Genomic DNA, 24,248 nt, shown 5'->3' on the forward strand with positions numbered 1-24,248 from the left:
GGCTTGATTGGAACTGAATTATCGTGCCGTCTCGCTCTCGGGCTCGCCCGGGTCGACGGCGGGTAACGGAGACGGAGACGGTGCGGCTGTTTGCTCTGGCGACGGAACGGCAACCTGCACTGCGGCGGCCGGCGGCGGAGAAGGAGGTGCTGCCGGAACAGCAACAGGTTTCCGCTTGCGGGTCGCTGGCTTCTTCTTTGGCGCAGCTTTCCGTGCGGTGATCTTCTTGCTCTTGGCCTTCGTCGCCTTGCTGGCCGCTTTCTTGCTCTTCTTCGCAGACTTTGACGCCTTCGCAGCTATCTTGGTTGCTGCCTTTTTCTTCGCAGTTTTCTTGGATGTCTTCGGTTTCTTCATGTCGTTCTCCTCCGCTTCGCTCTGACCGATCAGCCGCTCTTCCAGGAGACAGCTTTCTTCAACGATGGCCTTCCAGATCCGGGCTGTTGCCTTGCGCGGGATGCCGAGGCCCCGGCCCGCCTTCTCGCGCCGTTCGATGACGGCCCGAATCCGCCCCGGTATGCGGGCAGGTAATCCTTCGCTGGCCTTTGTCTGCGCAACCCGCTCGATCACGCCGAAACGCTTCGCCAGAAGTTCAACCAGCTTCCGGTCGATGGCGTCGATTTCCTTTCGGAGGCGCGGTAACTCTCTGGCCATCGCCCACCACGTCAGTGCGCAAAGCTTGGCTGCGCGCCATCGGCCATCACGGCAAGCGACCTGATGGTCTCCTGCGAAATCCGGAAACAGACCTCGAAGCCATCCGGCGTCTTGAGGGACAGAAGCAACTGCCGGTCGCCCGGCGCCTGTTCCAGCGTGTAGCCGCCCAGCGGAAAGACAAAGCGGATGCTGGGGTCGGCGTACCGCGCCTGCAGGGCAGCGGACAGCAGCCGGGGCAGCGTCATCGCAAGGGCACTCGCCATGTCAGGCGAGAGGCAGATCTGATGAGGCGCGCCTGCTTGATCGGCCACGTTGATGCGGATTTCCTCGCCATTGGAACTGACCTCGCAGCTTCTCAGATTTCCGACGGTGACCTGGGCTGTCATGGATGACCTCGTTATTTTCCATCTTATATAACGAAATCCGGTTGACAAGGGCATACCCATCCTGGGGAATGCCCCATTCGTGAGCGCTGGAATGCTCAGTAGGCTTTGGAAAATCTATTTTTGCAGTGCAATGAAGATCAAACCGCCTTGGAGCTTTGGCCAATTGACGGCGGACGAACTTCGTCACATCCTTGTCGTGTAATTTCCATTTGGGAATGACGTCGGCCCCACTATCAAGGGTCCGGCGCGGAAAAGCGGTTCGCATGGCCAGACACTCGGCAGTGAGTCACAGTGACCAGATTGCCCAAGCCGTATCAGCGGGCGCTGCGGCCCGCTCCCCTGTGGTGGCATCCTGGTCGCGCTCCGCCCGGCTTCATCACCTTGAGCCCGAACGCGAGCTTCAGCCCCATAGAGTGGAAGAAGGTGAGCTGCTCCGTCATCGCGACAAGCTGGGCCATCTGCTGCTGGCGGCACAGGAATCTCTCGACCACGTCAGCCGGCTCGTGGCGCATGCGGGGTGTTCCGTCGTCATCGCCGACCGGGAAGGCATCGTTCTCGAACGGCGCAGCCTCGCCTCGGATGAAGCCATGTTCCGGGACTGGGGCCTCTGGGTGGGAGCCGACTGGAGCGAACGCAGCCAGGGCACCAACGCCATCGGCACAGCCCTGGTGGAGGATCGTCCGGTCGTCATCCACCGCGACCAGCATTTCCTGCAGCGGAACACCGTGCTGAGCTGCATGACCGCCCCCATCCACGACGAATATGGCGAGCTCTCCGCCGTGATCGACGTCACCACCTGCAAGGGTGAATTCTCGGAAGACATGGCCCGGATGATTTGCGCCATCGCAACTGACGCCGCGCACCGGATCGAGAAGGTGAACTTCAGCGCTGCCTTTGCCACCTGCCGCATTCTCACGCTTCCCGAGGATGCCGGCAAACCGCCAGTCCTGCTCGCCATCGACAAGCACGACATGGTGGTCGGCGCCACACGGGCGGCCCGGCAGATCTTCAGCCTGCAGAGGGCCCGCGACATCAACGTTCCCGCGCCTGATCTTCTGGGTGCAGACGGCGCGGACCGTGACACGTTCGAGGATGCCGAGCGTGGCGTGATCCTGCGGGCCCTCCAGAAGAACGACAACAACATGTCCCGCACTGCGAAGGCGCTCGGCATGTCACGAGCCACGCTTTACCGGAAACTGTCTCAGCCGTGAGACAGTTTGGCAGTACCGGCTGATCCCCCCGTCTTCCCGCAGTCCGCTTGCTTTGGAAAGGTCCCGCCACCGCCGGACCAACATAATCACCGCGGCTCAATGGGAGAAAACACGATGACCATCCATCAAAAGGATGCGGCCTTTGCTGCGCCGCCCTTCGCCAAGTCCTACGACAACTACATCAACGGCGCGTGGCGCAAGCCCACAGCCGGAAAATACTTCGACAACATTTCGCCCATCACGGGCAAGGTTGTCTGCCAGATTGCCCGCTCGGATGCCTCCGACATCGAGGCGGCACTCGATGCCGCCCATGCCGCAAAGGATGCCTGGGGCCGAACCAGCCCCGCTGAACGGGCCGCGATCCTGAACAAGATCGCCGACCGTATGGAGGCGAACCTGGCCAAGCTGGCGCTCGCCGAAACCTGGGACAACGGCAAGCCGATCCGCGAGACGACTGCTGCCGACCTCCCCCTTGCGATCGATCATTTCCGCTACTTCGCCGGCGCTATCCGCGCACAGGAAGGCTCGATGTCGGAGATCGACCACGACACCGTGGCCTACCATTTCCACGAGCCGCTGGGCGTCGTGGGCCAGATCATTCCCTGGAATTTCCCGATCCTGATGGCCGTGTGGAAGGTGGCCCCTGCCCTTGCTGCCGGAAACTGCATCGTCCTCAAGCCCGCCGAGCAGACCCCCGCCTCCATCATGGTGCTGATGGACGTGATCGGTGATCTGCTGCCCAAGGGCGTTCTCAACGTCGTCAACGGCTTCGGCCTTGAGGCCGGCAAGCCGCTTGCCTCATCCAACCGCATCGCCAAGATCGCTTTCACCGGCGAAACGACGACCGGCCGCCTGATCATGCAGTATGCCTCCCAGAACCTCATTCCGGTGACGCTGGAACTGGGCGGCAAGTCGCCGAACATCTTCTTCAAGGATGTCTGCGACGAGGATGACGATTTCTTCGACAAGGCGATCGAAGGCTTCGTGATGTTTGCCCTCAACCAGGGTGAAGTCTGCACCTGCCCCAGCCGCGCGCTTGTCCACGAGAAGATCTACGACAAGTTCATGGAACGGGCCTTGAAGCGTGTGGCCGCCATCTCCCAGGGCAGCCCGCTGGACGCAGGCACGATGATCGGTGCCCAGGCCTCGAGCGAGCAGCTCGAGAAGATCCTGTCCTACATCGACATCGGCAAGAAGGAAGGCGCCAAGGTTCTGGCCGGTGGTGAACGCAACGTTCTGCCGGGCGAACTTTCGGGTGGCTATTACGTCAAGCCGACCGTCTTCCAGGGCAACAACAAGATGCGCATCTTCCAGGAGGAAATCTTCGGCCCGGTGGTTTCGGTCACCACCTTCAAGAACGAAGACGAGGCTCTGTCGATTGCCAACGACACGCTCTACGGCCTCGGTGCCGGCGTGTGGAGCCGCAACGGCAACACCTGCTACCGCTTCGGCCGCGCCATCCAGGCGGGCCGCGTCTGGACGAACTGCTACCATGCCTACCCGGCCCATGCGGCCTTCGGTGGCTACAAGCAGTCCGGCATCGGCCGCGAAACCCACAAGATGATGCTCGACCACTACCAGCAGACGAAGAACATGCTGGTGAGCTACAGCCCGAAGAAGCTGGGCTTCTTCTGATTGCTGAAACGGGCCGCACCCCGCAAAGGGTGCGGCCACCATTCCCGGAGTGACGCGATGCCTGCACCGCCTCTCGACAAGGTGACGGCGACACCTGCCGCACTCGATCTGCTCGCCGAGATCATCCGCGACCATGGACCGGTGATGTTCCACCAGTCCGGCGGATGCTGCGACGGCTCCTCGCCCATGTGTTATGCCCAGGGCGACTTCCTCATCGGTGATAATGACGTGGAGTTGGGCAGCATCGCCGGAATGCCGTTTTACATCAGTTCGTCGCAGTATGAGGTGTGGAAGCACACCGACCTCATCATCGACGTGGTGCCGGGCCGGGGCGGCATGTTTTCCCTCGACAACGGGCGGGAGAAGCGCTTCCTCACGCGCTCGGAAATCTGCGCAATACCGCAGACGGCTGGAGACTGACCTCGTTCAGTCCACGCCGACCATGACGTCAGACGCCTTGATGACGGCCGTTGCCGCCTTGCCGACGGCGAGGCCGAGTTCATCCACCGCCTCGTTGGTGATCGATGCCGTGACGATTGCCCCACCGATGTCGATGCGGACATGGGAGGTTGTGGCCCCCTTCTTCACTTCGACGATCTTGCCCTTGAGCTGGTTGCGTGCGCTGATTTTCATGATCTCATCTCCGTTTGGAACCTAGCTTAGATAATAATCCGTTGCCCGCAAAGGCTGTGGCGCTTCGAGGCCAAGGTGGGGCGCGATGCTGATTTCAGCCGCACGGCAGATGGCATCGAGCGGCAGGCCGTTCGTGGTGGAGCCGAAGGGGTGGCTCAGCTCCTCGGTGACTTCCGCAAGGCCCAGGAACACATAGGCTACGATCGCCACGAAGACGGGCGTCATCCATCCGGCGGGGCCGACGAGGGCGAGCGGCAGCAGGAAGCAATAGATGTAGATCGTGCGGTAGATCAGCAGCGAATAGACGAAGGGCAAGGGCGTGAGTGCGATGCGCTCGCACCCTGCCTGCTGAAGAGCGAGGCTGCCAACACGAGCCGTGAGGGTCCGCGCACCGAAACCATCGATCTGGCCGTTGCGGCAGCCTTGGGCCACGTCGGCCGAGATGCTGTCGAGCGCCGCACAGGGCGGATGGGGCGCAGTCAGGAACTGCGATCCACGCGACTTCGCCTCAGTATCATCCGGCAATTGGCGGAGGTTTGCCCTGTGCAGGTGCATGAATGCGAGGGTTTCGCCCAGCATCTTCGTCCGCAAAGGCTTGTCCTGAACGAAAACCTCGGTCTCTCGCGCTAGCGACCGGACATCCGCCAACAGCCCGCCCCACAGCCGTCGCGCCTCCCACCACCGGTCGTAGGCTGCATTGTTGCGAAAGCCGAGGAACAGCGAAAGCGCTATGCCGAAGACGGTGAACGGTGTCGCATCAATGGCCGGCAAGACTGCGAAATGGTGCTGGAGCAACACCAATCCCACCGCCACGGCCGCAACAACCAAGATTTGCGGTGCTATGATGGGCAGGATCGAGCCGCGCATGGCAAAGAGCAGCTGGTAAACTCCAGGTCTGTCTCGAACGATCATCAAATATTCCGTTAGGTTGCCAAAAATTTTAGAGGTACTGTCGCAAACATGAAGCTAGCTTGAAAGTTGGGATTTGACCACACAACCGAAATGAAATCACATCAGCCGGCACATTGAGATAACTATCGATATTTGGAGTACACACCGCGATGTGCTGGATATTTTTAGGGTCTGCCAAGGTTAATCTGCCAGACCAAGACCATTCATCCAGGATTTAATTGATATGGCCGATACGCGTATGTCTTAGTTGGCTTGCCTACGTCGATAATTGCGACTCAACACACTTGACCGTGCCATGCCTATTTAGGGTCAGCAGACTGGTCACAACTTTTTCGCAATTACAGCAGGTTAGAGTTAGGAGGCGCCTTGATCATCAAGGCGCCCCGTTTTCCTGATACACTTAATAAGTACAACGTCTAAAACTCGGACTTCTGCAAGTCTTCAAACATGCTCAATTGATTTGGCAAAAGGTTGCGATCTTTATCCCTCCGGACAAAAACCTTGAACATAGCGTTGCCACCATTATTCAAAAACTGCACTGAGCAAGAACGCCGTCCATGAAAAGGTCGGTCGACGAGAGCAATTGCTTGGCAATTGGAAGCCTTGATATGGCCGCCAATTGGGCTGTCTCCATGGATATTGAAATACCCATGACCGTGGCTACCTTCTGGCAACTTTCCGCTGCATTCCAGAACGATGTCATCAGTGTGAACAATGAAAAGTACTTCTCCCCAGCTCCGCATCGCCTTCCAGATATCATCAAAACGGTCAGAAGGGATTGTTGATGCTGCAGGAAAATCTGTCAAAACCTCAAACCCACAAAGAATTGTGTCAATTGGGAGCGCCGCAACGGAGATCCTGGTTGAATTGGGATTCTCAGAACAGATAGTTGCTGTCGATACCACGTCTAGAGGAATCTTACCTGAGAGCAAGACTCCCGACATCGGCTACATGCGAGCCCTCGCAGCTGAAGGCATACTTGCCCAAACACCAGATTTGATCGTTGCAACAATGGACAGTGGGCCCCAAGAGGTTCTTGAAAGCTTGCGCGCTTCAGGAGTTTCTTTTGTTCAACTGCCTGTTCAACCATCCCTTGCGGGCATTCTTGAGAAAATAAGAATGCTTGGAGCGCTTCTCGACGTCGAGGATAAATCTATCGCTCTTGCTGTCCGAGTCCAAAAACAGGCAGAAATTCTCGCTGCCAAAGTTGCAGCAGCTCCCAAAAAACCAAAAGCACTCTTTATCCTGGGTATGGCTAACAATCGTTTGACCGTGGGAGGTACAGGTACAGCTGCAGACTCAGTCCTGCAAATGGCTGGAGCGATCAACATCGCCGGCAGCATGTCTGGTTACAAACCATTTTCGCCAGAACTGGTCATAGCTAATCCTCCAGATGTAATTGTGATGATGGTGACGAATCCAAAGGACGCCAATCCTCATCTTCTTGGCCAGCGGTCAACAGCTGCGCGAATTTACATTTTGGACACTTGGCAGTCTGGCGGGCGCGACATGGCAAAAATTACTTATGTTGGTGATAGGGTTGGCCGTGACAGCTCCTCCGTTGACCTGGATTGGAAGAGGGTTGGACCAGTTGGCGCTGGGGGAGACGCAGGCTGCATATGCCGGCCTTTCTGTCGAGAAACTCAAATTGACCGCAATTGTCATGACGTCTTTGCTCACCGGACTGAGTGTTTCGGTCGCAGGAATGATCGGTTTCGTTGGACTTATTGTCCCCCATATTTTGCGGCTCTTTGTTGGACCATCTCACGGCCTGTTGCTCCCATCTTCTGCGCTTCTAGGAGCCATCCTTCTGATCTTTGCGGACACACTTGCTAGAACAATCGCTGCTCCTGCCGAGTTGCCGGTGGGGATCATCACTGCATGCCTCGGGGGACCATTGTTCTTGTGGATGTTATTGCGTGAAAGGCAGCTCTGGAGCATTTGATAATTGCCCCTGTCATTCAGCTCAGCTCTATTAACTTTGCGCGAAGCCAACGCATGATTTTACACGATGTGAGCGTCAGAATCGGTACTGGCGAACTGGTTGCAATCGTCGGCCCCAATGGCACTGGCAAATCAACGCTATTGAACATTATGGCCGGGGCACTCAGTCCACAATCCGGGCAGATCAACTTCGCGGGTAAAGAATTGAGAAATTGGGAACTTGCAGATCTCGCTCGAAGACGTGCTGTATTGCCCCAATCTACAACTCTCGCCTTTCCGTACTGTGTATGTGAAACACTTTTGCTATCGGTGCCAGACGGGACTCAGAACGCAAAGCTTGCCACATTAACTGAACGCGCTCTCGATAGGGTTGGCTTAAAGGGCTTTGAACATCGCCTGGTAACTGAATTGTCGGGCGGAGAACAACAGCGCGTTCACCTTGCGCGTGTGCTGGTACAACTTTGGGCCACACAGTCAGACCATAACCAAGTCCTGATGCTTGATGAGCCAATAGCCGGGCTGGACCTGAAGTACCAAGTTAAGGTCATGGAACTGGCTCGTGAATTGGTAGATGAGAAACTTACTGTGATTTCGGTAGTTCACGACGTGAATGTCGCCCTTCGTTTCGCAACCCGTGTGATATGTATATCTGAAGGTCAAATCGCTGGTGATGGCCCACCAGAAAGCGTTCTTACGCCCAATCTCATTGGGCGTGTATTTGGTCTGGATGTGCAAAAATACCGCAGCAGTACGGGCACTTATGTCCTTACACCGTTCTAAGAGATCGGTCCCAAAATTTTGCTCTTAAGGCGTATGCCAGCTTCAACTCGCGGCAATCCTCGTGGCAATTCAATGAAGTTTCAACGAGCACCCCGTATGCGACAATCTGACCAAAGTGAAACTTGGCAAACGTTCTCCTGCTCACTAAACCACTAGTTTGCCGGCAAAAAAGATATGCCACAGCATTTTTAGGTTCGAACTGCGGCTGTAACTTGTGCGCCACCGAGAGCGTAACCGACAAGAATGCTCGGAAATAAATTGACTTGCTTGGTCGGATTTCTGTAGCCTGAATTTATGCTGGCTCCATTTGTTATTATGCTCAGAGAGGGGATTGAAGCGGCGCTGATTGTCAGCATCATCGCGACTTACCTCCTAAAATCGGGTCAGCAAAAATGGCTGCCAGCAGTTTTCGTCGGCGTTTTCTTCGCAGTGGCGCTGTCTCTATTCGCAGGCGCGGCGATATTGATGCTGAACGCACAATTTCCACAGAAGGCACAAGAACTTTTTGAAGCATTGGTCGGCCTTCTGGCGGTCGCACTCCTTGTATCAATGGTTTTTTGGATGAAGCAGGCGGCAAGGACAATGTCGCACCAGCTTAAGACGTCGGTAGATCAAGCATTGACGTTGCCGGGAGGACCTCTCTTCGCACTCATCGCATTGTCATTCTTCGCCGTTGCACGCGAAGGCTTGGAATCCATATTTTTCCTTCTTGCGATATTTCAGCAAAGCCCGGGTCCAGCTGCACCACTTTCAGCATTAGCAGGACTGATTTTTGCGGTTCTCCTAGGAGTTGCTTTTTACCAAGGCGGACTCAGGATCAATCTTGTGCGGTTCTTTCGCTGGACCGGAGTTTTTATCATATTAGTTGCAGCAGGTTTGTTATCCAGCTCCATCAGAAACCTACATGAGGCTGGCGTCTGGAATTTTGCGCAGCAAACTGTTCTCGATCTAAGCAATATTCTTCCCACTTCGAGCTTACTTGGATCGATTCTTGCAGGTTTGTTCAACTATACAGATGTCGTAACTGCGGGTGAAGCGGCCTTTTATGTGATCTTCTTGCTTGGTGCGCTCTATTTCTTTCTTAGACCAACCCAAGGCGGACATCGGACTCCTTTACCACCCCTGAAAAAGAAGGCGTCATGAAAACTGAAGCCTCTTCAACTTCCACAATCGTCAACTGGCTTTTGCTCAGCTCTTTCATTCTAACAGTGGCTGGCGCTTTCGCTTTTTACGCAGCCAGCCAAAGACCACCCCTCTCCAACGAGGAATCTCAGCCGGCCTATCAAGTAACAATCACTCAGACCTCATGTGAACCCAATATTCTTCACGCTCCTACAGGTGAAATTCAATTTGATATTTTGAATGCATCAGATCGTGTAGTGGAATGGGAAATACTGAGTGGCGTTATGGTGCTGGAAGAGCGCGAAAACATCACCCCAGGATTGCGATCCCGCTTGTCGGCGCGACTCGAACCGGGAACCTACGAAATGACTTGCGGTCTTCTCTCCAACCCTCGAGGGAAGCTCATCATCAGCGGATCATCAAACGTCGCGCCCTCCCATCAAAAGGTAGATCCCAAGAACCTGATTGGTTCACTTGCCGAGTACAAAGTCTATGAGCTTATGCAAATAGGCGCGATGCAAAGTGCGGTTGAACGACTTGATGCAGCGCTCAGTGCAGGTGATCATGTGGCCGCTACAGAGACTTACACTTTGGCCCGGCTCTCATATCGACGAATCGAACCACAAATGGTGTTGTATGGCGATCTCAAGGAACGAATTGCGCCTTTGCCAGACTATCTCAAGGATCGAGAGAATGACCGTGCCTACGTAGGACTTTATCGCATCGGTTACGGCTTGCTGAAAAATGAAAACTCAACAAATATTCGGCAACTTCTTGTTCAACTGCAAAAAGACCTACTCCAATTAAAGACGCAGGTGAGAGCCACAAAACTTCTTCCAGCAGACATCTTGCGTTTGACAGAACAACATGCACGTCGCATGGCAGAAACTATTCTCGTGGACAACGGCGGTGTCGATCTGAATGAATTGGCTGAATTGATGGCTTCATGGGATGGGCTTCAGAAGCCATTGAATCTATTTGTACCTGCGTTGATTGGTTATGACAAAGTGCAGTTAGAAAAATTAGAGAATGCACGCGCACGCTTGAACGATGAACTAGCCACCTTGCCAGGCGATGGACAATCCTCAGCCTCAAAAAGGCAGAAGCTCTCTGCCCTTTTCATGGAGTTGGCTGCTGCAATTTCTCCTGTGAAGGGGGTACTAACCTTCGGGAATTAATCATGCTGAAAATTCTGCCCCTCAGAACACGTCGACAATTCCTACAGCTGCTTGCAATTTCCACTCACTTCTGCCGCCGTATTCCTATCGCCCAGGCAGAATTTGTGAACGTTGCGGAAGCGCCAGTGGAAAACACGACTTCGCTCAAGGACAGAATTCCATTTTATGGACTGCATCAGGCTGGATTAACAACACACAGACCCGCGAATGGCATGTTGGCTTCCTTTGACGCGGTTGCGGCTACGCCTGCAGATCTGGAAAATATGTTTCGCGCTTTGACTGATAGAGCTCATTTCCTCACAGAAGGAGGTAGTCCCGTAAATCTTGACTCCCGCTTGCCACCATCAGATTTGGGAGTAGTGGGGCCATTTGTTTATCCCGACGCACTAACTGTCACAGTGGGCGTAGGCGCTTCATTATTTGACGAGAGACCGTGGCTGCAAAAACTCAAGCCAATACATCTGCAGCGAATGGCGCAATTTTCCAACGACGCATTGCGGCCAGAATTGTGTCACGGAGATATATCAATCCAAATATGTGCGAATACACAAGATACGACGATCCATGCTCTCAGGGACATCATAAAAAATTTGGCCGGACTATTAGTCCTAAAGTGGAAGCAGGAAGGCAATGTTCCAGTTGTCTCACCGAAGGTCAGCGGACAACAGGAAAGCGCAAGGAATTTTCTCGGTTTTCGTGATGGGACTGCAAATCCAGATGCGACAGACGACGCGGAAATGGATCGCATTGTCTGGGTGACTAAAAACCAGCGTGAGCCATCCTGGGCAATCGGTGGAAGTTATCAAGCCGTCCGACTGATCAGAAATTTTGTGGAAAGATGGGATCGTACCCCTCTTGAAGAACAACAGAAGATTTTTGGGCGGTTCAAAATGAGCGGTGCTCCCCTTTCCACACCCAATGGACATGAGTTTGACGTTCCGGATTTTGGAAGTGACCCTGAGGGAAACATTACGCCCCTCTCATCTCATATCCGCATGGCAAATCCTCGGAATGCAGCCAGTAAAGATAACTTGATTTTACGGAGACCTTTCAACTACTCCAATGGAGTCACCAAGTCTGGCCAGCTCGATCAAGGACTACTTTTTATCGCCTATCAAGCGGATCTGGATAAGGGGTTTATTACGATTTAGCACAGACTGGATGGGGAACCTTTAGAAGAATACATTCAGCCGGTGGGTGGCGGATATTTTTTTGTATTGCCCGGTGTGCGAGATGAGCACGACTATCTGGGGCGCTCCCTTATTGAAGCAATTTAATTTTAACGATCGGTAACCGCAAAGAAGGAGCAACGCATGTTTAGGCGTATATTGGTGACAACTATTCTTCCAACTGTTTTGCTTTCGGGAACGGCGCTAGCCGAAGATCCAAAGATCGATTTGGTAGGCCCACTTGCTGATTACAAGATTTTTGTAAGTGAGAATACACAGAAACTCGTTGCTGATGTCACTTCTTTCACTGATGCTGTGAAAGCGGGCGACCTAGATAAAGCTAAAGCTCTCTTCGGCCCTACCCGAATGAGCTACGAACGAATTGAGCCCATAGCAGAACTCTTTTCTGATCTAGATGCATCCATAGATTCTCGGGCAGATGACTATGAAAAGCGCGAGTCTGACCCGCAATTTCCTGGATTCCATAGGATTGAGTATGGCCTATGGGCCCAGAATAGCACTGAGGGGTTAGCCGGTGTCGCGGACAAATTGCTTACTGACGTCAAGGAATTGGATAAACGCATCTCTGAACTGACCTTTCCGCCAGATAAGGTCGTTGGAGGGGCCGGCGCACTGATGGAAGAAGTCGCCGCAACGAAAGTTTCGGGTGAAGAAGATCGCTATAGTCACACCGATCTTTTTGACTTCGACGCAAATGTCGCTGGATCGCGGAAGATCGTGGACCTGGTCAGACCCTTGATAACAGAGAAAGAATCAGATTTCCTGAAGAAGGTTGATGCAAATTTTGCAACTGTTGACGCCACGTTGAGCAAATATCGTGAAGGTGACGGGTATGCCTCATATGAGAAGCTGACAGAACCTGATCGCAAAGTCGTTGCAGCTGCAGTCAACGCCTTGGCTGAAGACTTATCACAGTTGCGGGGGAAACTGGGCCTATCCGCCTCAAACTGAGCAACCTGTTTTTCTCATGTGGTGGAGGCATTCGCAACGAATGCTTCCTCTTTTTTTGAGTTTCCTATTCCCTGAACGTTCCCGGGCTTAACTGCTGAGCTTCTTGACGTTCATGTTCTCTGGCTCTGCACCACATGATTTAACCTATAGTACGCTGTCTACAGATAGCCAGAGATCTTGTCTTCCGTTTCACAAAATTGCATTTTCCCAATACATTCATGGAAGTAATTCATTTTGAGGTGCGGCAATCCGCCATGGTGGATTGATGTGGACGACATTTGGACGCATACTCACCTAGAAGATCGCAAGAGGAGACACTTATGCAAGGCGATAGGAAGGTCATTGAGGTACTCAACAAGGCTCTGCGTTTCGAGCTCACAGCTGTGAGCCAATACTGGCTTCACTACCGCTTGATGGAAAATTGGGGTTTTCGTAAGTTGGCAAAGAAGGAAAAGGAGGAATCGATCGAAGAAATGCACCACGCAGACAAGCTCGCTGATCGTATAATTCAGTTAGATGGCTACCCAAATTTCCAAACCCTTGAGCCATTGCAAATCGGGCAATCGTTGAAAGAGGCTTTGGAGTGTGACCTTCAAGGTGAATACAATGCTCGAGCCCTTTATATCGAGGCCCGGAAGATTTGCAATGATGCGGGGGATTACGTAACACAGAAGCTGTTTGAAACGCTTCTTGCAGACGAAGAGGGTCATATCGACTTCATCGAAACCGAGTTAGCTTTGATTGGAAGCATCGGCATCGAGAATTATGGGCTCCTCCAAGCAGACACTAAGAAGGAATGACATAAGATAGGTACTGCAACCTGCATTCCACTTTTTGGAGAAGGAAAGAGCTGCGATCGCTTTTCGAGTTACCCAACCGAAATTAGCTGAGCGTCAGCAATTTGTTTCCAAGAAGTCGATTTGAGCATTGTTGATGAGTCCTATTTCCTAAAATCCGTCGTGAGAACCATACACTGCGGCGCCAACGGTGATGAGGCTCGCTAGAAGCAAAATCACGTGGAGCCTTTGCACGAGGCGCAGAGTTTTCTCCGGTTCTTCAGAGACCCGTTTCTCGAATCACTTTTGTAGAAACAGGGGTTCCAAAATAAACAAGACAATTGTGAAGATGGTCCACACAGCAACCATCGCATGCATCCACCAAAACTCATGTTCTTTGAATCTGTACCATGCATCGTAAGAATGTGTGAGATACAGTCCGCTTGCCCCGGCCAAAACGACAGACAAGCGTACTTGCTTGCTAAATCGATGCTCGACGGACATGAACAGCTGGGCTCGATGTGTAGCGTCGAGATGTCCTCCTGCTCCAGGCAAGAGTATTAGTGTCACGAAAGCGACGCCTCCAATCCAATGAGTGATACAGAGAATGTGTATGGCGCGGGCGACGGCAGAGAGGTCCACTCTAAAATCTCCAAGTCTAACAGAATGCAATGATAGACCGGGTCCGGCCGAAATCCTTGACAAAGGTTAAATTCCGAGTATTTTAATCGGCAATTGCTTTCGACATAATTGGTCGTCGCTCTGAGTACCTGAAATGAGCTGGACACAAAGTGAGGGACCACTTTGAAAAAGAAGCATTCGCCCCAGGAGATCAGCTTGAAACTTGCACTGTTTCGTGTGCATCGCGCTAACGGACTCAGAATTCATCAGGTTTCGCGCAAACTGGGGATCACCGACACGACCCTATATACGTGGCTTAAGAGTGAGCGTGAGTCTGCGTTTGATCTGGATAAGCTGCGGAGAGACAATGAGCAGGAAAGGCGACGCGTGGCGCTTCTTGAGGAGGAATCAGCCCTTTTTGTATGAAAGACAGGATGTACATAGATGAGCTCATAGTTTGGGCGGTTGATTAACCTGCTTCTTGGTCTCCAACATCTGCATTTCACCCAGCGCATAACCGGTCGTCGGTTGAGAGCTACCCTTGGTAACTCCCAAAGGCTGGATTTCCCATTATGGTCCTATCACGCTTGCCGCCGCCAGCTGGTATCCGACTAAATTGCTTGACAATAATGGAAATTCCGATCAGTTTACTCAGATTAGGGGATTAGCCTTAAGCCACGTCCCCAGTTGAGGACAACCGTGGCACCCAGCAATCTCGTAAAAATTAAGCAGGGCCCTGTTATTCCAGCCGAAAAGTCCGCTGGAAAACCCGTCACAATTCCTCAATTCGACAGTGAAGAGCTTTTCCATGCAACCCCAGAAATCCGGATCAACCACAAAGGCGCGGTATACACGTTGCGGATTACCCGTACAGGTGGGCTGATTCTCAACAAATAGGTCCCGCAGTTGATGCTGTCCCTGCAGTACTGGATACAATGTTGAATGCACGCCATCCGCCGCTTCTGTGAACACGTCTTGCGGGCCTCGCGATTGCTTTGGTCATTGAAAAGCAATCGCCAGCCAGCTGCTGAGCATCGTTCAATCTCTCTTCATTTCCAGAACTGCGCTGAATCATTGCAAGAGGCCGGAATCCGTATGAACACCCAAAGGTTAAATGCAGTGATCGACCGGCTCATAGAAAATGCTCCTCCGGAGTCGACGGTATGATTGTTTGCCAATGCAACGTGCTGAGTGATGACGTTTTGGCGGAAGCCATTGCAGATATGGCAATCAAACAGGAACCAGTCGTGATCACACCTGGCCAGGTTTTCCGGTGCTGCGGTGCAAAATTTCAATGTGCTGGTTGCATGCCTTTGGTCACACGTGTGATCCTCAAATCCGTGGAAACCACGCATGGAGGCCTTGCTAGTTGCAACGTGCGAATTCCGGCAGCCTATTCCTCCAACTTTGTGAAGCCAGTCTTTACAGGGCTGCCGGCATCCAGAACTGAAAAAAGCGAGGACACGACAGCCTGAATCCTCTCAATGGGAGAGGATTTTGTCGCGCCATTGCCTAATTAAAGCAATTGGTTCCCAACCTTCCTCCCGACGCAGGGTCAAGCCGAGACGGCTCAACGAAGTTGAGTAGCACGGTGCAATTATGCAGTTGCCTCTATCTGCTGTTGATGGAGCCAGAGCCTTGAAGAACGGTCTACATTGAAATTGTGATATCGTTGTTGCCGATTCGAGAACAATGGTCACTCAAGGACTGGAAGCCTATTCCTTCTTCCCTCTTGCAAACGCCGCTTTGTGGATTGCTCGGTTGCAAATTCCCAATATTGCTGGCCGGCATGGGAGGTGTGTCGCGCCATGAATTGGCTGCAGCCGTTGCCAATGCCGGTGGATATGTCATGCTGGGAATGGTTCGGGAAGACCCTGCCCTTATCGCTCGTGAAATTGGGCTTCTACAGCAGGCGACTACAAAATCCTTTGCAGTGAATATCATTCCATCAGCCACAGAACCAAAGCTACTGGACATGCAGATTGACACATGCGTTGAGCTGGGCGTTAAGGCATTCACACTCTTTTGGGATATTGTCCCCAGCGCAGTTGCACGCGTCAAAGAGCATGGTTGCCTGGTTCTCCACCAGGTTGGAACCACACTTGCAGCACAGGAGGCTCAGGATTGCGGCGTTGACGTTATCATCGCCCAAGGCCTAGAGGCCGGCGGGCACATTCATGGGCGAACGGGCTTACTTTCTTTGGTCTCAGATGTTGTGTCGAAGACACGTCTGCCCGTGGTAGCATCAGGTGGCATTGCAACAGGGGCAGGGATTGCAGCGGCCCTGGCAGCTGGAGCTCAAGGCGTGCAATGTGGAACTGCTTTCTTGGCCACAACAGAATCTTTTGCCCATGACTACCACAAACAAAGAATTGTTGTGGCTGGCGCTGATAGTACCGTTTTGACGGATATATATGTTCTGAATTGGCCTGCTCACGCAGCTGTGCGCGTGCTGGAAAACAGCGTCACGCGCGCTCTTGGCCACAATTTGCTGGGGCATGATCCAGAACGCCTGGAGAGAAAGGTCATTGCCCACGAAGCCGAGCGTCCTTTGTTTCTCTACAGCACTGACTCACCATTGCGGAATACCTATGGAAACCTCGAGGCCATGCCGATCTACGCGGGGCAAGGAGCACCTGCCATTACTGCGGTCATTTCTGCTGCTGAGCGTCTCCATCAGTTGGTATCCGAGGCAGAGAACTGCTTGAATCGTCTGACTTTGGAGCATTGATTGGTTATGACACTACAGCCCCATCGCGCTTCAATCCGCATGCCAGAAAGCGTTGCCCAATGGCGCCAACTCCACAGGAAGCGGCTGCTTGAAGAGCGCTTACAGCTGGGGCTGGAGGCAAGGCAGGAAATTGCACAGTCCATAGCTCAGGCTCTGGACATTGTTCTCGCTCAGAGATTTTCGTCGGTTAGAGGCCGAACCATTTCCGCCTACTGGCCCATCAAATCAGAACTGGATTTGCGTTTTTGGATGACAGATTTGCACAGACGCGGAGCGCGCGTGGCTCTCCCTGTTGTGGAGGAACCTGGCGCGCCACTGGTTTTCAGAGCCTGGAGCCCTCAGGCACAAATGGAAAGGGGGCACTGGAATATACTGGTGCCCTGCGCAGATGCGCCCAAGCTTCATCCTGATGTGGCACTTGCGCCCTTGGTGGGGTGGGACAACAAATGCTACCGCCTGGGATATGGGGGTGGTTACTTTGACAGAACTCTGGCGGTCCTGTCTCCCAGGCCCTGGACAATTGGAGTGGGTCTACATTCAGCCAGAATTGACTCCATTCAACCTCAGCCTCACGATGTCCGCTTAGATGCCATTGTGACTGAAATGGGCCTCAAAAAGGAATGAATGTGAGTGTCTGAGCACTCTACGCCAGCTTTCATGGGACATTTTTTTGGTGACCTCCGTGGGCCTCGCCTCCCTAGGTGATCTCCACGGGCAAGTTGGTGCGTCCTTTCCACAAATCTTGCCTGAGACAACAGCACTGCTTGCGCGAATGGTGCGAATCTTGTTTATAGAGCTACCGCTCAAGTGCGGTGGCGGGACGACTGGTGCACCGGGGGGTGTCAGTCGTGAGCTTTGATTCGCAGCTTCGGCGGGGTAGTGATCTGGTCCATCCCGACCCCGTCCCTCCGGTTCTCCCCGTACACTCCATGGGTCCACACTCAATGGGCTGCACATTTTTTCCTGGGCGTTTGGGTGAAAATTTCTCTGGCCATGTCAATGCTTTCCAAAGCAAATGACCATTTCAACAACTTGCCTTCTTGCGATTTTGATGTTGGGGACCAGCGTAGTTGGTTCTCCTTCTGGAAACACCAGCCAAATGAAGCGTGTGACGTGGTTCAATTGCGCGCCTGCCTGGGATCATTAGCCTTTTTCTGAGGTGGCATGACGTAAGCGGGGAGAGTTGCACTTGTCCCAAATTCTCTGACTTATGGCAGAATGCCTCTTTTGCCACTTCTCTATTTTGCCCTCAGTCTGCAACGTTCTGCTCTGGACGCACTACAATCCACTCCGTGCAATGCAACTGATGAGGGCAGATCAAAACAGACCTGCAGTCTCCACTATGTGAATCTTTCACAGGCCAGTTGCACAATATCTCTTCCTCTTTCCCCCTGTTGGATTATTGAACGTGGCCTCTGTCACTGGCCCAGGATCCACACCCATGCAGCTTTCAAAACGAGACATCGCAAAACTGAAAAAGATTGTGGACCTTGCACAGTCCGTCCTCGCCAGTGCCTCTGTGCCCTCAAGCCGTCCGTCAACTACATCATCCTCAAAAAGGATCCGCCGCACAGGCCAGGAACTGCTGGCGTTCCGCAAGATGCTCAAAGCTGAACGCAAAAAGGGCACCCCTGCCCTGGAGCTGGCGCGCAAACATGGTGTCAGCTCAGCTTATATCTACACTTTGTAATTTCAGGCCGAACAACCCAATCCTGCACTGTGATCAATGCCGTCAATTCGGCCGGCCGCTGCTGTCTGCGTCATTGGGCTTTTGCCGGAACTCCAAAAAATTGGACATGTCACGCAACTTTTCTATGGCAGCATCCACATAGGCCCCCGCACTCTTGGGTCTTCCCACCAGGGCTTCTAGTTGTGCCTCCCAAATCAGATTGCCGGCGTCCCTCATCATCAACAGCGCAGCGCGTCCTTCCTGTGACAGATCAGGCGCCATCTTTTGCTCATGCTTGAACTCTATCAGGAGTGTGATTGCAGCTTTGGCAGCACGCTGAACCAACCGCTCCCGTCCCAATACTGCATGCCCTATTGCCTCAGTCAGCAACCCCAATGCTGTGTGGAGGGACTCAAGTTTTGAGGACATGCATTCCAATTCAAAAGTAAGAGGATCTTGTTTAGCACAACCATTTGACTTCAAAATAGCTTGCATATCTTCCCTACCGCTATTGTGAATTTTTGCCTTGGAACGTCTGTGAAATCAGTTCTATGCGCCCCTTCTGCTTTTGACACTTAGTCGCTCACTGCGTCACTAGTGATTGACAGTTCTCTCGCCTTCGATCGTGGCACATCACGGGGTTTGGCGGAGACAGCAAGCGCAAAGGCTGTCCTTTGGAGAAAGTTGACACTCCATTCCGTCCATATCTTTGCACGTTTGATGTAAGGGACTATGTCGAGAGGGCGTCGCCGACAACACTCGCTTCCGTTTATGTGTGAACGTAGCAAAGAACAATTTGCTAGCCCCGCTGCTACACCCGTCGGAATCTTTGCCCAAAGCGTCAGGCTGCAGCCCCCACCCTCAACTCAAAGACGCTCACAACCAGGCAGGGAATCCCAAGGGCTCATCAAGCAAGCTCCTTCGTCCCGCCTTCAATTAACTTTCTGATCCTGATTCTGTGCAGATGATTTCTCTGAAGGACTACAAAGAGACATGTAGGCCAAGAAGTCTGAAAAAGCGGTGCCTGAAAGACGTCGAAAGAGCAATCCAGCTGATGCAGCGGCGAGAAGCTGCTTCATAGCTAACCTCCATTTACCAGCATCTTATCACAATCCCGAACACACAAAACCGTCAACGTGGACTGTGCCCTATCTGCAAAATTCCACAGCATACCAATCAAGCTTTGCAAACTCTGGTGGAATCACAGGTTGAGCCAAACTCCAGTTTACAGAATCATCGCCCATTGCCCAGGTTTTTGCCAATATCTCTATCCCCCACTCCCATTTTGGAGGCTCAACATGAAGGACAGAGCACAAGACATTTGTACCGTTTTTACGAAAGAAATGATCTCCACACTCCAGCCATGCAGGACTGCGATGAATGAGCTTGGTGACAGTCTAACTGAGGACCAACTTAAGCAGCTGGATGCGACGGCCATGTTCCTGCTTGTTGAGATTGCTTATCTGAGAATGGGGCACAATGGCTTCACTCACACTCTGCATTAGCTCCAGCTGGCCCGAATCATCAGGATGGCAACCCCACTTCTAGAAATATGCCACAAGTGGGGTTATGGAACGCTTTGTGAATGGTGTTCAACACGATTCAGAACATTCGCGGTTCACGAGAAAACGCGAAAACAATTCAACATTGGCAAAGAAAACAAATGTATTTAAGGTGTTCGATGCTACATATGGTCATACGTATGCGTGCAAAGCCGATGGTCAAACACTCAAAATGGCGCTTTGCCAATCTTGTTTAGAACGGCTGCAATGGCCTCGCCCAAATCGATTGCTTTGAGGACCTTGAGCCTTATCAAGTCACTGTCAGCCGAGACCGAGGGATCCCAGTTTTGGGCAACAATGTATTGGTCAGGGACTACGTCTTTCTGAATTGGTCCGTCCCTTTCATCCAACGTTGTAACGCTGGAGTTAATCAAATTTGGCCTCCTCAATTGCATCTCCCAAGGTGACAAGATGAGTTGACATACTTTTAGGTTGATCCTAACACTAAATTGCATTTTGACAATAGTTGCACGCATAAGATCAGCTGAAACAGCCTGGACTCTGGAAATGTTGAACTCGACTATATCCCGGGAACAAATTGCCGCGGCCTTTCAGGTGCCCACTGAACGCTTGGACGATCTTTTTCTGAAGCTTCAAGTGCGAGGCTTTCCCAGTCCATCAGTGCATGACCAAGGCGAGTGGTTGGTTATTGACCTTTTGGATTGGGCAACAGCAGAGCAAGAGAGTCTGGCGAGGCTGGTCAACTACATCGCTGATTGCCTGTGCAGGAGCTAACTGAACAGACATCATCACTCATTTTTCGTCCTGAAATGGTTCCGTGACTTTGCGCCTGGTCATGTGAAATTGCCCATTTTTCAAAAGAGTTGACGTTTTTGAAGCCATGAAGGGTTCATGAAGAGCAGAATACCACTCGAAAAGCTTTTGGAGTTGACGTCTCAGGAAACGCGGCCAAAGCACATCGTGTCCTATAAAAACCGCCCTGATTTATTGTCTAATGACGCCTACCTGACCGAACTTCATAACCGTTTCAACAATCTGTCCCAAACGGCCCAGGTGAATTGCCGCTGGCGAGCTGCGGCTGTCTTGATGGCAAATCAGTTTTACGACAAGCGCCCGGCCCTGGGGCGCCGAGCTGCAGACCATGAAGTAGGAAGGATCATTGGAGCATCGGCTAGCTCTATCAATAGGTGGCGCCGCCAGATTACGAGCGCGAACATCATGGGAGACATCCCTTGGCATTTGTTCCTCATGAATAGTGATAGGGAACTCAACAAGGATTTCGAAAGCACGCACTCGTTCTTCGAACAAAACTCACTAAAGTGAGGAATTGACCCTTTCTACAACCTCAATCACTCCTAACTTGAGGAATTGAGAAAAGGTCTATGTCGAGTTATCATCCACCTGCGAAGGGACACTTACCACCAACGGGGATGAACCCTCCTGGACGGACCGACATTTTAATCACTTCTAATATTCGCTTGATGACTACTTCGCTTCAAATTTCCCAACTTCAGGAAATGAATGAAGCAAAAATCCTTTGGATAAATTATACGTTCCACGTTTGACAGTTCCTGACGGAAACTTACACTTCGGAACTTCTCTTTGAAGCCCATTTTTTCGAAAACTCTCGACGCGGTTAGGTTTGCGTTGATGTCCTTGGTTTTTCCAAGATCATTTGTTCGACGTCATTCCATTATCTTGTCAACATGATCGAAATGCGGGATGAAGGCGTTAGCCCTTCCAGGCATTCCTCAGTTTTTTGATTGGGTCCACATTCGCTTACGTCATTGATTAGGACGCTGGCCAACTCAGAACATGGAAGATCTAGATCGAAGACCTTGACTGAGGTTTTGTTGGCCCGAACCGGACCAAGTTCCACCAGCACTTTTCGACCAATTGCCCCATCTTTCTGAAATACAATGATCTCTGTCTTCTGTGTATCAAGCCTTGTGCCTGACTGCTCACGAGTTACAAAGTAGATCCGGCATTTTCCTGCAATATCCTCTGATTTGTTAAGCTCGAGCGCTACTTTGGGTGGTTGTGCTGCCACAGGAGCAGCAACAAAACAATAGAGTAGCCACAACAATGTGCGTTCCTTCAAACACCTTCAAAACAGCCTCCATCATCACCGTGAGAGAAGGCAAGCATAAATAACCGAGAAAAATACTCAAGATTTAAAAATGATTTTAAATCAGGGGCTTGTTTCAGCGGACGTCGGTAAATAGTGGCCCCGCCGCGATTCAGACAGGAGAACCGGCACCCAGGCAGCATCTACGTTGGCAGCTTCGGTAATTGATGGCCTAACGCGATCCTTTTGGCTCCAGAGGCTGAGCTCGCTTGAGATTACGTCAAACACCGAGATGAAGGGGCTGACACGTAGCAAATAGCTAACCCACCTTGTTGCTCATCTGTTCTCAGCTGAATTGAGCGCAGCTCACGTCTTGAATTGAATGAGTTGTTTTGCTCTCCATCCGTTCTTCAAACGTCCATCAATACCTGACTCTGCCTCATGCATATTTCTCACACGCGGGTGAGCAGCCAAATCGCCCAACCACAAGACTGGTAGGCGACGCGTTAGTGGTGCCTCGAAAGCCTGAATCTATCAGCTGAAGACAAATCCTTTGTGCAGCGTGAAAACGACGTTTGAACTTCATGAGCAAAGACAGACAGTACTCCTCGTAGCGGACAGGAGATCATGACCGTCCAATTCAGTGCTTCCCACGCTTTTGGCGCAGGTGACCTAAGAGCAAACCCACAGGAACCTGCAGCGCAAGACCACTCACTACACATGTCAGAATGGAAAGAGCGTCCATGTCACCCTGCTGACCACAATCTGATTATGATGGGAAAGAGCTGACTAATCATCGCACCCCCAGCAGCGCCCGCTATGAGATTTCCAAAAGTGCCCATGTCTGACGTTCTTAGGAGTCCCCCACCAATCATGCCGCCAGTACCACCGGCAATCATCGCAACAATCACAGGAAACACGACATCCATTCGTTATCTCCGTCGGGTTCGGAATCCGTTGGGGCGCTTCAATTTAACACTGGCGGTTCGTGAAGTCCAAATCTGTGGGCTGAGTAGCTAGGTCGCATCGACCGTAGGGATGATGCAGCATATGCTAACTGCGGGCTTGGCCTTCGCCTCATCACGGTCGAGGGTCAGGGGTCGATGCCGTCGCCCGGAGGGGCGATTGCGCCCTTCCCCCTCTCTCATTTTGTCATATTCATGCCTTTAATGGGCTTGAGGTTCTGTTACCGCAAGCACGTCTGAATGAGCTTGGCTTGCAATGGAGACTGCTTCGAAAGGTCCCATTTTATACCCCGTGACAGCGGTACGTGGCCTAACATTCCCAATTCAACCTACTTCTGTAATCAGATCGGAAGTGAGCTTGGAGCCGCGCCAGGACGTGTAACGTGGCTGAGCGCCGCTTTGCACTTGACATCTAGATGAATGTGGTCAGGACGCCCAATTGAGACCACCGTTTCAACTCCGTATTCCCCTCCATTGGGCCATGCAAGGACATCTTAAAGGGAAGTGCATTCTTTTGAACATCTCGCACCAGGATGCAGCCAATAGTCGCCTCACGGCTTCGAACCAGTTCCAAAACGCCATGGAGAACGTTTCGCTTTATGATGATCCTCCGTACAAAATGTTTTTGGTCTGGCGCATTCATCACAACATATCTCCAAAACAGATCTTTAGGTGGTTCTTGAACAAATGTTTGGTTTGAGTTCTCCAGGTAGAGACGCAGTTTCCAATAATCCATCCGTGGCAAGACTTCATCAACACAATACCAAAGACTTGGTGCAAGGCTCAGCGTATAGGTCTTTTCTGCTTCGATATGGTGCCTGCATGGTTCAAGTGTTGGCGCGGAAAAAATAGCTTTTTGGCCTAGAAGAGAACTATGCCGATCGACATTCTTGTAGATAGAAACGCCGTCTTCACTCAAATGAAGCTCAGGCCAGAAATAAGATGCCGGTCGTACCAAATATGAAATCTTAACGAGAAAGAACTGGATCATATTCCGCAATCCGGTCCATTTCAGTTTTGATTTTGGAACGTCAACGATCAAATCTGGTCCGGCTTTTTGCAAGTTGAACAGGTGAGCATGAAGTATGCCACACTATTTTCTGATGACAAGTTGGTGGAGCACTGAAGAATACATGGATGGCAAAGAAACTTTGGAACGATTCTAACATGGGTCTTCCGCCTTTTGCTCCGGCTCTTCAGATGCATTCCACCTGCACTGCGCTAGGCGCTGGTACCGCTCGCCGGCATCGCAAATGTCTGACCCCATGAAAATTTGAAGTGAATCGCACTTCTTGGTCCGAT

The 24,248-nt window shown here is 52.1% G+C and carries 24 protein-coding genes and 1 pseudogene; 17 read left to right on the forward strand and 8 right to left on the reverse strand.

Annotation, left to right across the window (positions count from 1 at the left end):
• Window positions 1-18: 18 nt before the first annotated feature.
• Window positions 19-651, reverse strand: a complete 633-nt coding sequence (locus QM801_RS15340; protein WP_415020082.1) for a chorismate mutase — start codon at window positions 649-651, stop codon at window positions 19-21.
• Between the two features lie 11 nt (window positions 652-662).
• Window positions 663-1,037, reverse strand: a complete 375-nt coding sequence (locus QM801_RS15345) for a hypothetical protein (protein ID WP_415020083.1) — start codon at window positions 1,035-1,037, stop codon at window positions 663-665.
• A 263-nt stretch (window positions 1,038-1,300) separates the two neighbouring features.
• On the opposite strand from QM801_RS15345, the gene QM801_RS15350 reads away from it, so the two are divergent.
• The 3 genes from QM801_RS15350 to QM801_RS15360 all read left to right on the forward strand — a co-directional run bounded on the left by QM801_RS15350 (window position 1,301) and on the right by QM801_RS15360 (window position 4,303).
• Window positions 1,301-2,248: a GAF domain-containing protein gene (locus tag QM801_RS15350; RefSeq protein WP_415020084.1), complete on the forward strand. Its 948-nt coding sequence runs from the start codon at window positions 1,301-1,303 to the stop codon at window positions 2,246-2,248.
• A 114-nt stretch (window positions 2,249-2,362) separates the two neighbouring features.
• Window positions 2,363-3,883 (forward strand): aldehyde dehydrogenase, encoded by a 1,521-nt coding sequence (gene adh / locus QM801_RS15355; protein WP_415020085.1) that lies wholly within the window; start codon window positions 2,363-2,365, stop codon window positions 3,881-3,883.
• A gap of 57 nt (window positions 3,884-3,940) precedes the next feature.
• On the forward strand, window positions 3,941-4,303 hold the full coding sequence (locus tag QM801_RS15360) for a DUF779 domain-containing protein (RefSeq protein ID WP_415020086.1): 363 nt from the start codon (window positions 3,941-3,943) through the stop codon (window positions 4,301-4,303).
• Between the two features lie 6 nt (window positions 4,304-4,309).
• On the opposite strand, the gene QM801_RS15365 is transcribed toward QM801_RS15360, so the two are convergent.
• The 3 genes from QM801_RS15365 to hutX form a co-directional block, all read right to left on the reverse strand.
• Window positions 4,310-4,516: a TOBE domain-containing protein gene (locus QM801_RS15365; RefSeq protein WP_415020087.1), complete on the reverse strand. Its 207-nt coding sequence runs from the start codon at window positions 4,514-4,516 to the stop codon at window positions 4,310-4,312.
• A 21-nt stretch (window positions 4,517-4,537) separates the two neighbouring features.
• Window positions 4,538-5,428, reverse strand: coding sequence for a bestrophin family protein (locus QM801_RS15370; protein WP_415020088.1), 891 nt, complete (start codon window positions 5,426-5,428; stop codon window positions 4,538-4,540).
• Window positions 5,429-5,844: 416 nt separating this feature from the next.
• Window positions 5,845-6,372 carry a heme utilization cystosolic carrier protein HutX gene (hutX, locus tag QM801_RS15375; protein ID WP_415020089.1) on the reverse strand — a complete coding sequence of 176 codons (528 nt, stop codon included), beginning with the start codon at window positions 6,370-6,372 and terminating at the stop codon, window positions 5,845-5,847.
• Here hutX and QM801_RS15380 point away from each other — a divergent pair.
• The 13 genes and pseudogenes from QM801_RS15380 to QM801_RS15440 form a co-directional block, all read left to right on the forward strand.
• Window positions 6,257-6,796: pseudogene (locus QM801_RS15380) on the forward strand (heme/hemin ABC transporter substrate-binding protein); the annotation flags it as partial. The gene hutX and the pseudogene QM801_RS15380 overlap by 116 nt on opposite strands.
• A gap of 76 nt (window positions 6,797-6,872) precedes the next feature.
• Window positions 6,873-7,373: a FecCD family ABC transporter permease gene (locus tag QM801_RS15385; protein WP_415020090.1), complete on the forward strand. Its 501-nt coding sequence runs from the start codon at window positions 6,873-6,875 to the stop codon at window positions 7,371-7,373.
• The gene (locus QM801_RS15390; RefSeq protein WP_415020091.1) at window positions 7,370-8,152 is read left to right on the forward strand and encodes a heme ABC transporter ATP-binding protein; all 783 of its coding nucleotides are present in this window, start codon (window positions 7,370-7,372) and stop codon (window positions 8,150-8,152) included. The genes QM801_RS15385 and QM801_RS15390 overlap by 4 nt, the downstream gene beginning before the upstream one ends.
• Window positions 8,153-8,446: 294 nt before the next feature.
• Window positions 8,447-9,295 carry an iron uptake transporter permease EfeU gene (gene efeU, locus QM801_RS15395; protein WP_415020092.1) on the forward strand — a complete coding sequence of 283 codons (849 nt, stop codon included), beginning with the start codon at window positions 8,447-8,449 and terminating at the stop codon, window positions 9,293-9,295.
• Entirely contained in the window at window positions 9,292-10,452 is a 1,161-nt protein-coding gene (locus QM801_RS15400; protein WP_415020093.1) for a cupredoxin domain-containing protein, read from the forward strand. The genes efeU and QM801_RS15400 overlap by 4 nt, the downstream gene beginning before the upstream one ends.
• 2 nt (window positions 10,453-10,454) lie before the next feature.
• A complete protein-coding gene (locus tag QM801_RS15405; protein WP_415020094.1) occupies window positions 10,455-11,603 on the forward strand; it encodes a Dyp-type peroxidase in 1,149 nt (382 codons plus the stop codon).
• 162 nt (window positions 11,604-11,765) lie between these two features.
• On the forward strand, window positions 11,766-12,593 hold the full coding sequence (gene efeO, locus QM801_RS15410; RefSeq protein WP_415020095.1) for an iron uptake system protein EfeO: 828 nt from the start codon (window positions 11,766-11,768) through the stop codon (window positions 12,591-12,593).
• 320 nt (window positions 12,594-12,913) lie between these two features.
• A complete protein-coding gene (bfr, locus tag QM801_RS15415; protein ID WP_415020096.1) occupies window positions 12,914-13,393 on the forward strand; it encodes a bacterioferritin in 480 nt (159 codons plus the stop codon).
• Between the two features lie 813 nt (window positions 13,394-14,206).
• The gene (locus QM801_RS15420) at window positions 14,207-14,416 is read left to right on the forward strand and encodes a hypothetical protein (RefSeq protein WP_415020097.1); all 210 of its coding nucleotides are present in this window, start codon (window positions 14,207-14,209) and stop codon (window positions 14,414-14,416) included.
• 273 nt (window positions 14,417-14,689) lie between these two features.
• On the forward strand, window positions 14,690-14,887 hold the full coding sequence (gene hemP, locus QM801_RS15425) for a hemin uptake protein HemP (protein WP_415020098.1): 198 nt from the start codon (window positions 14,690-14,692) through the stop codon (window positions 14,885-14,887).
• Window positions 14,888-15,662: 775 nt separating this feature from the next.
• Window positions 15,663-16,721 carry an NAD(P)H-dependent flavin oxidoreductase gene (locus tag QM801_RS15430; RefSeq protein ID WP_415020099.1) on the forward strand — a complete coding sequence of 353 codons (1,059 nt, stop codon included), beginning with the start codon at window positions 15,663-15,665 and terminating at the stop codon, window positions 16,719-16,721.
• 39 nt (window positions 16,722-16,760) lie between these two features.
• Window positions 16,761-17,345, forward strand: coding sequence for a 5-formyltetrahydrofolate cyclo-ligase (locus tag QM801_RS15435; RefSeq protein ID WP_415020937.1), 585 nt, complete (start codon window positions 16,761-16,763; stop codon window positions 17,343-17,345).
• 817 nt (window positions 17,346-18,162) lie between these two features.
• Entirely contained in the window at window positions 18,163-18,411 is a 249-nt protein-coding gene (locus tag QM801_RS15440; protein WP_415020100.1) for a hypothetical protein, read from the forward strand.
• A 42-nt stretch (window positions 18,412-18,453) separates the two neighbouring features.
• Here QM801_RS15440 and QM801_RS15445 read toward each other — a convergent pair whose 3' ends face one another.
• Window positions 18,454-18,885 (reverse strand): hypothetical protein, encoded by a 432-nt coding sequence (locus QM801_RS15445; protein ID WP_415020101.1) that lies wholly within the window; start codon window positions 18,883-18,885, stop codon window positions 18,454-18,456.
• 1,919 nt (window positions 18,886-20,804) lie between these two features.
• Between QM801_RS15445 and QM801_RS15450 the strand changes: the two genes are divergently transcribed.
• Window positions 20,805-21,236 carry a hypothetical protein gene (locus tag QM801_RS15450; RefSeq protein ID WP_415020102.1) on the forward strand — a complete coding sequence of 144 codons (432 nt, stop codon included), beginning with the start codon at window positions 20,805-20,807 and terminating at the stop codon, window positions 21,234-21,236.
• A gap of 370 nt (window positions 21,237-21,606) precedes the next feature.
• Here the strand turns inward: QM801_RS15450 and QM801_RS15455 are convergent, their stop codons facing one another.
• Both QM801_RS15455 and QM801_RS15460 read right to left on the reverse strand, forming a co-directional pair.
• Window positions 21,607-22,014, reverse strand: coding sequence for a hypothetical protein (locus QM801_RS15455; RefSeq protein WP_415020103.1), 408 nt, complete (start codon window positions 22,012-22,014; stop codon window positions 21,607-21,609).
• A 1,344-nt stretch (window positions 22,015-23,358) separates the two neighbouring features.
• A complete protein-coding gene (locus tag QM801_RS15460) occupies window positions 23,359-23,937 on the reverse strand; it encodes a hypothetical protein (protein ID WP_415020104.1) in 579 nt (192 codons plus the stop codon).
• Window positions 23,938-24,248: the final 311 nt, after the last annotated feature.

Origin of the sequence: Aestuariivirga sp., from assembly GCF_047600585.1 — a bacterium.
In the GTDB taxonomy this organism is placed as follows: Bacteria; Pseudomonadota; Alphaproteobacteria; order Rhizobiales; family Aestuariivirgaceae; genus Aestuariivirga.

Bases quoted from the DNA above. Each gene is read 5' to 3' on its own strand.
- QM801_RS15350 (WP_415020084.1), top strand. From the start codon at position 1,301: ATGGCCAGACACTCGGCAGTGAGTCACAGTGACCAGATTGCCCAAGCC.
- adh (WP_415020085.1), top strand. From the start codon at position 2,363: ATGACCATCCATCAAAAGGATGCGGCCTTTGCTGCGCCGCCCTTCGCC.
- QM801_RS15450 (WP_415020102.1), top strand. From the start codon at position 20,805: ATGAAGAGCAGAATACCACTCGAAAAGCTTTTGGAGTTGACGTCTCAG.
- efeU (WP_415020092.1), top strand. From the start codon at position 8,447: ATGCTGGCTCCATTTGTTATTATGCTCAGAGAGGGGATTGAAGCGGCG.
- QM801_RS15445 (WP_415020101.1), bottom strand. From the start codon at position 18,885: ATGCAAGCTATTTTGAAGTCAAATGGTTGTGCTAAACAAGATCCTCTT.
- efeO (WP_415020095.1), top strand. From the start codon at position 11,766: ATGTTTAGGCGTATATTGGTGACAACTATTCTTCCAACTGTTTTGCTT.
- QM801_RS15365 (WP_415020087.1), bottom strand. From the start codon at position 4,516: ATGAAAATCAGCGCACGCAACCAGCTCAAGGGCAAGATCGTCGAAGTG.
- QM801_RS15460 (WP_415020104.1), bottom strand. From the start codon at position 23,937: ATGATCCAGTTCTTTCTCGTTAAGATTTCATATTTGGTACGACCGGCA.
- QM801_RS15340 (WP_415020082.1), bottom strand. From the start codon at position 651: ATGGCCAGAGAGTTACCGCGCCTCCGAAAGGAAATCGACGCCATCGAC.
- hutX (WP_415020089.1), bottom strand. From the start codon at position 6,372: ATGTCGGGAGTCTTGCTCTCAGGTAAGATTCCTCTAGACGTGGTATCG.
- QM801_RS15360 (WP_415020086.1), top strand. From the start codon at position 3,941: ATGCCTGCACCGCCTCTCGACAAGGTGACGGCGACACCTGCCGCACTC.
- QM801_RS15405 (WP_415020094.1), top strand. From the start codon at position 10,455: ATGCTGAAAATTCTGCCCCTCAGAACACGTCGACAATTCCTACAGCTG.
- QM801_RS15345 (WP_415020083.1), bottom strand. From the start codon at position 1,037: ATGACAGCCCAGGTCACCGTCGGAAATCTGAGAAGCTGCGAGGTCAGT.
- QM801_RS15440 (WP_415020100.1), top strand. From the start codon at position 18,163: ATGCAGCTTTCAAAACGAGACATCGCAAAACTGAAAAAGATTGTGGAC.
- QM801_RS15370 (WP_415020088.1), bottom strand. From the start codon at position 5,428: ATGATCGTTCGAGACAGACCTGGAGTTTACCAGCTGCTCTTTGCCATG.
- QM801_RS15400 (WP_415020093.1), top strand. From the start codon at position 9,292: ATGAAAACTGAAGCCTCTTCAACTTCCACAATCGTCAACTGGCTTTTG.
- bfr (WP_415020096.1), top strand. From the start codon at position 12,914: ATGCAAGGCGATAGGAAGGTCATTGAGGTACTCAACAAGGCTCTGCGT.
- QM801_RS15435 (WP_415020937.1), top strand. From the start codon at position 16,761: ATGCCAGAAAGCGTTGCCCAATGGCGCCAACTCCACAGGAAGCGGCTG.